This is a genomic window from Methylobacterium sp. WL12, assembly GCF_008039475.1.
GTDB lineage: Bacteria > Pseudomonadota > Alphaproteobacteria > Rhizobiales > Beijerinckiaceae > Methylobacterium > Methylobacterium cerastii.
In genome coordinates this window covers 1-8,103 of the sequence record NZ_VRUW01000135.1, presented here as the reverse complement: position 1 = coordinate 8,103, position 8,103 = coordinate 1, and the positions used below count along the sequence as shown (strand labels likewise).

The following is an 8,103-nucleotide window of genomic DNA, read 5'->3' as shown; positions in this document are numbered from 1 at the left end:
TCGTCGGGCGCTGCATCCGCAGCACCAACTCGATCAGCTCCTCGCGGCTCAGCCGCTCAAGATCGCTTCGGCCCATCCTACGAGAGAATCAGCGAAACCCAACCCGCGCAAGGGGGTGGGTAATTACTTGTAAGGCGCCTTCGTGAGCCGTTCCGGCCTCATGCGAAGGAATCGTCAGTCCCGTTCGATCCGTCGCTCACCCCTTCACCAGCGGGCAGCCGCCCTCGTTCAGCGGGCGGAAGACGTCCTTGCCGGGGTTGACCGCCAGGATGTTGTAGAGGTCCCACTCGCCCTTGGATTGGGCGGGTGTCTTGACCTCGAACAGGTACATGTCGTGGATCTTGCGCCCGTCGGCGCGGATCGTGCCCTTGCCGAACAGCGGGTCGTCGGTCGGCATCTCCTTCATTTTTGCGACGACGGCCGCGCCGTCCTTCGCCGAATGGAGCGCGGCCACCGCCTTGAGGTAGTGCAGGAAGCCGCCGTAGACGCCGGCCTGGTAGGCGGTGGGCTTGCGGCCGCCGTCGCGCTTGGCGAAGCGCTCGGAGAAGGCGCGGGTCTGGTCGTCCAGGTCCCAGTAGAACGCCTCCGTCAGGGTCAGCCCCTGGGCGATCGTGGTCCCGAGCGCGTGGATGTCGGTCGAGGAGATCAGCAGGGCGGCCAGCGCCTGCCCGCTCTCGCGGATGCCGAACTCGTGCGCCTGCTTGATCGCGTTGGCGGCGTCGCCCCCGGCGTTGGCGAGCCCGATCACCTTGGCGCCCGACCCCTGCGCCTGGATCAGGAACGACGAGAAGTCGGCGGTCGGGAACGGCGTCTTCACGGTGCCGAGCACCGTGCCGCCGTTCTTGAGCACCACCGCGCGGGTGTCGCGCTCCAGCGCGAGGCCGAAGGCGTAGTCGGCGGCGAGGAAGAACCAGGTGTCGCCGCCGCGCTTCAGCATCGCCTTGCCGTTGCTGGTGGCGAGCGCCACCGTGTCGTAGGTCCAGTGCACGGTGTTGGGGGTGCATTGCGCACCGGTGAGGTCCGGCGTGCCGCCGCCGGAATTCACGAACACCTTGTTCTTCTCGCGGGTGATCGCGTTGACGGCGAGCGCCACCGAGGAGGTCGGCACGTCGAACACCGCGTCGACCTCGTCGCGGTCGTACCATTGCCGGGTCAGCGCCGCGCCGATGTCGGGCTTGTTCTGGTGGTCGGCGGAGACGATCTCGACCGAGAGCCCGTGCTCGGCCGGCTTGAAGTCCTCCAGGGCGAGCCGCGCGGCGATCACCGCGCCCTCGCCGGTGGAATCGGAATAGACGCCCGAGCGGTCGTTGAGCACGCCGATCTTGACGGGGGCGAGGTCGGCCTGGGCGAGATTCTGTGGGGCGGCCTTGTCCTGGGCGAGCGCGGCGTGCGCGCCGGTCAGGCACGCGGCCGCGATGACGAGGTGACGGATCATGGCGTCTCTCCCGGGGACGCCGTCGGCGGCGTTCATCGCCGCTCGACCCTCGCGTCCGGACGCCATTGAGCGCGAAAGCGGGCCCGGTGTCAGCCTCCCGGCATGCCGGATCGGGCCGGCTGTAACGGGAGCCCGGATCAGCCGGCCGCCAACCCCGGGATCGGCAGGCCGAAGGCCTGCGCCAGCAGGACCGCGTTGAGGCAGAGCACGAGGGCCGCGCCGGCCAAAGCGGCGACCTGCGTCGCCCGGCCGTTGGCGAAGGCGCCCATCAGGTCGCGGCGCCGGGTGAACAGCACGAGCGCGACCATCGGCACCGGCAGCGCCAGGGACAGCACCACCTGCGACAGCACCAGCGCGCGGGTCGGGTCGACGCCGATCCCGATCACCACGAAGGCCGGCACCATGGTCGCCAGCCGCCGCACGACCAGCGGCACGCGCCAGCCGAGGAAGCCCTGCATCACCATCTGCCCGGCCATCGTGCCGACCACCGAGGACGACACGCCCGACGCGATCAGCGAGACCAGGAACGCGCCCGCCGCCGCAGGACCCAGCAGCGGCGTCAGCGTCTTGTAGGCCTGGTCGATCTCGGCGACCTCGCTGTGGCCGAGGTGGAAGGCGGCCGCCGCCATGATCACCATGGCGATGTTGACGAGGCCCGCGAGCGCCAGCGCCACCACCACCTCGCGGTTCGAGTATCGCAGGAGCACGCGCCGGTCGGCGTCGTCGCGGACCCCGCCGCGCCCCTGCGTCAGCCCCGAATGCAGGAACAGCGCGTGCGGCATCACCGTCGCGCCGATGATGCCGACCGCGATGGTCAGCGCCTCGGCGTCCGGGATCCGCGGCGTCGTCAGGCCCCTGGCCGCGTCGGCCCAGGCGACCGGGGCGACGAACAGCTCGATCGCGTAGCAGAGGCCGATGGTGGCCACCATCGTGCCGATGACGATCTCCATCCAGCGAAACCCCCCGCGCTCCAGCAGCAGGATCGCGTAGGTGACGATTGCCGTGACCACCATGCCGGCGAACAGCGGCATGCCGGTGAGCAGCGACAGCCCGATCGCGCCGCCGAGGAACTCGGCGAGGTCGGTGGCCATCGCGGCGAGCTCGCTCACCGCCCACATCGCGAGGCGCACGGGCTTGCGGAACTCCGCGCGGCAGAGCTCGGCGAGGTTTTGGCCCGTGACGATGCCGAGCTTGGCCGAGAGCGCCTGGAACAGCATCGCCACGAGGTTGGCGGCCAGCACCACCCAGAGCAGGCGGTAGCCGTACTTGGCGCCGGCCTGGATGTTCGTCGCGAAGTTGCCGGGGTCCATGTAGGCGATCGAGGCCATCACGGCGGGCCCCGTGAACAGCAGGAACCGCCCGCGCCCGACGGCCCGCCCGTCGAGCACGTCGCGGATGCCCTGCTCGGTGCGCCGGCTCAGGTTTTCGCGCTGCGGCGCGATCCGGCGGCCGGCCGGCGTCTCCGCGAGGGGTTGGTCCATGGACGTCGCCGCGCTTCCGCACGGCCCCGTGCCGCGCCTTGTATAGCATGAGCTATAAAGATGCGCCCGGGCTCAAGGTCAAGGGCGATTCTTGCGCCGCGCCGGGGCTCGCCTTCCGCCGCGCTTTTGCTAAACAGGGGCCTCGCGCCGCAGCCGACCGGCTTCCCGGTGTGTCCGCAGGGATCGCGCGCAAGGACGCCGCAGGGCGTCCGCCCACGCGACCTGCTCGAGGGGAGAGAGCCGGCACCATGCAGGATCCGCCACGATCCGAGCCCGCGCTCATCGATCCGGAGGTCCACGTCGAGAGCTTCCGGCAGGCCCGCGAGGCCCGGCGCTCCGAGCTCGTCGAGGACTACGTGGAGTTGATCGCCGACCTGATCGGCGACGGCGGCGAGGCGCGCCAGGTCGACATCGCCGCCCGCCTCGGCGTGGCGCAGCCGACCGTCGCCAAGATGCTGAAGCGGCTGGCCGAGGACGGGCTGGTGCAGCAGCGCCCCTATCGCGGGGTGTTCCTCACAGAGGCCGGCCGGGCGCTCGCCAGCCAGGCGCGCGAGCGCCATCGCATCGTCGAACGCTTCCTGTGCGCGCTCGGCGTCAGCCCCGAGACCGCGCGCCGCGACGCCGAAGGCATCGAGCACCACGTCAGCGGCGAGACCCTGGAGGCGTTCCGGCGCTTCAGCGAAGGCCGGCCCGACGCGTGACGGTCGTTGCCTTCGACCGGGGTCGAAGGCGTCCGCCGCACGGGCGGCGGCGCGCGTTCGCGCTTGCGGACGGCCTCCGGCCGTCCGGACGGGCTTCGTCGTGGGGTTCGAGGCCGGTCACCCGAACAGGTCGACGGTGGTGAAGCCGCGGTCTTCCAGGCGTTCGGCGAGCACGCGCCGGTGGCAACGCTCCGGGTCGCGCTCGAAGCAGAGCAGGCAGGTCGGCGCGGCCTCGGCCATCCGGGCGAGCTCGTCCAACGCCAGCCCGCCGTCGGCGGTGTCGAGCACCGCCTCGCAGTAGATTTGGCGCATGAGCGTCGCGTCGTGGGCGCGGGCGGCCTCGCGGCCGGCCTTCGGCGTGCCGAGGCTGCGCAGGTGGGCGTAGGCGAGGCCCGCCTCCTCGATCCCGGCCTTGAGCGCGCCCTTCGAGAACCCGCGCTTGCGCGAGTTGGCCACCGCCCGCACGTCCGCGAGCAGGCCGCATCCGGCGTCGCGCAGCGCCCCGGTCAGGCGCTCCGGGTCGAGGCCTTCGTATCCTATGGTGAACAGAACCTTACCCAACCCGAGCCCTCCGAAGAAGCGAGGCGGCGGCGTGACTTAACCGAACCGGCGCGCGGCGCGCGGACGCCGTCCACGCGGTCATGTGTCTCGGCCGACACGGGTTCCGGAATTCCGCCGCATTGACGGCAAAAGTCTGTTAACCGCCCCGGGGTCATCGAATACCTCTGTTGTGGCGCTTCACCAGATGGCGGGCCGGGCATCGATGTCGCTGAGGAATGCTCGACCCGTGGATCTCGCTCCGACCTCGGCCGGCCTGCGCGCCCTCGCCAAGTCCACCTTCGCCAAACGCATCCTCGCGGCGACGCTGCTGGCGAGCCTCGCGGCGTGCGCGGCCAACAACGACTTCTACCCGACGAACGGCGACGCGAAGCCCCATCCGGGCGTCGCGCGGGCCAAGAGCCATCCGATCCAGGGCATCGACATCTCGAAGTGGCAGGGCAACGTCGACTGGGCCTCGGTCCGCGCCGCCGGCACCCAGTTCGCCTTCATCAAGGCGACGGAGGGCGGCGACCACGTCGACGACCGCTTCCGCGCCAACTGGGACGCGGCCGGCCAGGCGGGCGTGCCCCGCGGGGCCTACCACTTCGTGTTCTGGTGCCGCTCGGCCAAGGAGCAGATGGACTGGTTCAAGAAGAACGTCCCCAACGATCCGACCGCCCTGCCCCCGGTGCTGGACGTGGAGTGGAACGGCCACTCGCAGACCTGCCCCAAGAAGCTGCCCAAGGCGCAGGCCCTGGCGATGACGACGTACATGCTCGAGGAGATGGAGCGGTACACCGGCAAGCGGCCGATCATCTACACCGACATCACCTTCCACAAGGACGTGCTCGAGGGCGAGCTGCCCGACTATCCGCACTGGCTGCGCTCGACCGCCGCCGAGCCCGAGCAGCGCTTCGCCAACCGCAAGTGGATGCTGTGGCAGTTCACCTCGACCGGCCGCGTGCCGGGGGTGCGCGGCGACGTCGACCGCAACGCCTTCTACGGTACGCCGGCCGAGTGGGCCTCGTTCCTCTCGACCGATTGCGACCCGCGCGAGCACGGGCGCCTCGCCCAGCAGGGCCTCTGCACCGGCAAGTAGTCCTCCCGTCCGCGCTTGCGCGGACGGGTCGCCGGGTCCGCGGCGCGTGCGCGGCGGAAAACCCGCGCGCCGACGCTGAAAAATCATCGAATTCGTGCATGTTCTGTCAACTAATGGACGGACCGGACCGTCGCATGTCCTGTAGGTTGTGACGTTCCAACTCCTACCGTCGAATCGCATGCCGGCCGCGTCCTCTTCCCCGTTCGACGGAAATCGCCTGCTCCAGGACCTGCAGGACGCCGACCGCGCCCTGCTGGCGCCGCATCTCGAACCGACCACCTACGCCAAGGGCGACGTGATCTTCGCCGCCGGCACCGAGGTCGGCGCGATCACCTTCCCCTGCCGGCAGACGGTGGTGACCCTGCTGATCGCGATGCAGGACGGCCGCAGCGCCGAGACCGCCACGATCGGTTGCGAGGGCGCCGTCGGCGGCGTGGTCAGCGACGGCCGGGTGCCCGCCTCCACCAGCGCCGTGGTGCAGATCGGCGGGCCGGCCCTGCGCCTCGACGCGGCGCACCTGCAGGAGGCCAAGCGCCGCTCGGCCACCCTGCGCGCCCTGTTCACCCGCTACTCGGACTGCCTGCTCGCGCAGGTGCTGCAATCGGTGGCCTGCAACGCCCTGCACCCGATCGAGGCGCGCTGCCTGCGCTGGCTGCTGACCCTCCAGGACCGGATCGCGGGCGACGTGCTGCCCGTGACCCACGAGCAGCTCGCGGCGATGCTCGGGGTCCAGCGCACCTATCTCACCCGCATCCTCAGCACCCTGCAGGCGCAAGGTCTGCTCCGCGTCGGGCGCGGCCGCATCACCGTCCTCGACCGGGCCGCGATGGTGGACGCCGCCTGCGAGTGCCACGGCGCCGTCCACCGCCACTACGACACCGTCCTCGGCGCGGGCCACGCCGTCGCAGGACCTTCGGAGCGCGCGGCCCAGCCCGGCCGCGACGGGATCGCAGCGAGGCGCGATGCCGCCCGGTGACGCCCGCCCGGACCGGGTCGCGCTGGTGTCGGCCCACGCCGCCGCGCCGCCGGCCGAGACCGGGTTCGACGACACCGTGCTGCTCGCGCGCGAACTGCTCGGCGCGCCGGCCGCGTTCCTCGCCCTCGCCGACGGCGCGGGCCTGCAGGTGGCGGCGCAGCTCGGGATCGCCGCGCCCGGCGGCCGGGCCCCGGCGCGCCTGATCGAACGGGGCGGGCTCTGCCAGGAGCACGTCGAGCAAGGCGAATCCGGCATCCTGTCCGACCTCGGAGGCGCCGGCCCCCGCCCGTTCCGCTTCCTCGCGGCGCTCCGCCTCGAATCGCGCGCGGGCGTGCCGCTCGGGACGCTCTGCGTGCTCGACGACGCCCCGCGCGCCGGCCTCACCCCGGGGCAGGAGGCGGGCTTGCACGCGCTCGGGCGCCGCACGGTCGGCCTGCTGGAGGCCCGCGCCGCCCTCGACCGGCGCGAGGCGCGCCTCGCCCGGCAGCGCCAGGCGTTGGAGGCCAGCGCCTCCACCACCGTTCGCCTCGGCGAGAGCGCCCTGCTGATGCGGCTCGCCGTCGAGGCGACCGGGATCGGGATCTGGGACTACGACCCGGTGGCCGACCACCTCGATTGCGACGTCGCCGCCCGCCGGCTGCTCGGGATCGGCGCGGCGCAGCCGGCGAGCCTCGCCCGGAGCTTCCTGCGCACGATCCACGCGGACGACCGGGCGCGGGCGGCGGCCGACCTGCGCGCCTCCCTCGACCCCGCCGGCGACGGGCGCTTCGGCGGCGACTACCGCCTGGCGCGGGACGACGGCGCGGCGCGCTGGGTCGCGATCTGCGGCCGTCCGGTGCTCGCGGGCGGCCGCGCCAACCGGATCGTCGGCAGCGTCCGGGACGTGACGGCGCGCAAGGCCGCCGCCCTCGCCTCGGAGGCGGTGCGCGAGCGCTACCGCCTGATCGCCCGCGCGACCAGCGACGCGATCCGCGACTGGGACCTCGTCGCCGACGCCGTCACCTGGAACGAGGCGCTGCAGACCGCCTACGGCTGGGACCCCGCGGGCGCGGCCGCCACGGGGGCGTGGTGGCTGGCGCAGGTCCACCCGGCCGACCGCGACCGGGTCGAGGCGGCGCTCGTCGCCGCGATCCGCGGCGGGGGCGACGCCTGGAGCCTCGAATACCGCTTCCTGCGCGCCGACGGCCGCCACGCCGAGGTGCTCGACCGCGGCTACGTGATCCGTGCGCCGGACGGCACGCCCCTGCGCATGGTCGGCGCGATGCTCGACCTGACCGAGCGCAACCGGGTCGCCGCCGACTTCCGCGCGATCTTCGAGGGCGCCAACGTCGGCATCGTCCAGATCGACCCGCACACCCTGGAGGCGCTGAGCGTCAACGCGAAGCTCTGCGCCATCTGGGGCGCGCCGGCCGCCGCCATCGTCGGCCGGTCGGTCGCCCGCTGGACCCCGCCGGAGGACGCGACCGAGCGCGACGCGCTGCACCGCCGCCTCGCCGCCGGCGAGGTCATGCGCGAGACCCTGGAGAAGCGCTACCGCCGCGCCGACGGCCGCATCATCTGGGGCCGGGTCAACCTCGTGTCGCAGGCGCTCGGCGACCGGCTGCAGATCACGGCGATGATCGAGGACATCACCCTGGAGCGCACCACCGAGGCGCGGCACCGCGCGCTGATCGCGCTCGGCGACGCCCTGCGCGACGCCTCCGGCCGCAGCGAGGCGATCGCCGCCGCCGCCGCGATCCTCGGCGCGACCCTGGGGGCGATGCGCGCCGGCTACGGCGACGTCGACGTCGCGGCCGGCCTGTTCCGGGTCGAGTCCGCCTGGACCGCGCCCGGCATCCGCCAAGCCAAGACCCTTCCGCCCGGCCCCCTTC

At 72.6% G+C, this 8,103-nt stretch carries 7 protein-coding genes; 4 read left to right on the top strand and 3 right to left on the bottom strand.

Features of this window, described 5'->3' with window-relative positions; genetic code table 11:
* Positions 1–196 precede the first annotated feature (196 nt).
* Positions 197–1,435 (bottom strand): ABC transporter substrate-binding protein, encoded by a 1,239-nt coding sequence (locus FV226_RS26120; protein ID WP_147765212.1) that lies wholly within the window; start codon positions 1,433–1,435, stop codon positions 197–199.
* 137 nt (positions 1,436–1,572) lie between these two features.
* Positions 1,573–2,916, bottom strand: a complete 1,344-nt coding sequence (locus tag FV226_RS26115; protein ID WP_147765211.1) for an Nramp family divalent metal transporter — start codon at positions 2,914–2,916, stop codon at positions 1,573–1,575.
* Between the two features lie 248 nt (positions 2,917–3,164).
* Between FV226_RS26115 and mntR the strand changes: the two genes are divergently transcribed.
* Positions 3,165–3,617: a manganese-binding transcriptional regulator MntR gene (gene mntR, locus FV226_RS26110; RefSeq protein WP_147754042.1), complete on the top strand. Its 453-nt coding sequence runs from the start codon at positions 3,165–3,167 to the stop codon at positions 3,615–3,617.
* A gap of 117 nt (positions 3,618–3,734) precedes the next feature.
* Here the strand turns inward: mntR and FV226_RS26105 are convergent, their stop codons facing one another.
* Complete coding sequence (locus FV226_RS26105; RefSeq protein WP_147765210.1) at positions 3,735–4,178, bottom strand: DUF488 domain-containing protein; 444 nt, start codon at positions 4,176–4,178, stop codon at positions 3,735–3,737.
* 253 nt (positions 4,179–4,431) lie between these two features.
* Between FV226_RS26105 and FV226_RS26100 the strand changes: the two genes are divergently transcribed.
* The 3 genes from FV226_RS26100 to FV226_RS26090 all read left to right on the top strand — a co-directional run.
* The gene (locus FV226_RS26100; protein ID WP_238271567.1) at positions 4,432–5,256 is read left to right on the top strand and encodes a glycoside hydrolase family 25 protein; all 825 of its coding nucleotides are present in this window, start codon (positions 4,432–4,434) and stop codon (positions 5,254–5,256) included.
* Positions 5,257–5,434: 178 nt separating this feature from the next.
* On the top strand, positions 5,435–6,232 hold the full coding sequence (locus FV226_RS26095) for a Crp/Fnr family transcriptional regulator (RefSeq protein WP_147765209.1): 798 nt from the start codon (positions 5,435–5,437) through the stop codon (positions 6,230–6,232).
* On the top strand, positions 6,219–8,103 hold a 1,885-nt coding region (locus tag FV226_RS26090; protein WP_147765208.1), incomplete at its 3' end, for a PAS domain-containing protein. The genes FV226_RS26095 and FV226_RS26090, both read left to right, overlap by 14 nt.

Bases quoted from the DNA above. Each gene is read 5' to 3' on its own strand.
- mntR (WP_147754042.1), top strand. From the start codon at position 3,165: ATGCAGGATCCGCCACGATCCGAGCCCGCGCTCATCGATCCGGAGGTC.
- FV226_RS26095 (WP_147765209.1), top strand. From the start codon at position 5,435: ATGCCGGCCGCGTCCTCTTCCCCGTTCGACGGAAATCGCCTGCTCCAG.
- FV226_RS26120 (WP_147765212.1), bottom strand. From the start codon at position 1,435: ATGATCCGTCACCTCGTCATCGCGGCCGCGTGCCTGACCGGCGCGCAC.
- FV226_RS26115 (WP_147765211.1), bottom strand. From the start codon at position 2,916: ATGGACCAACCCCTCGCGGAGACGCCGGCCGGCCGCCGGATCGCGCCG.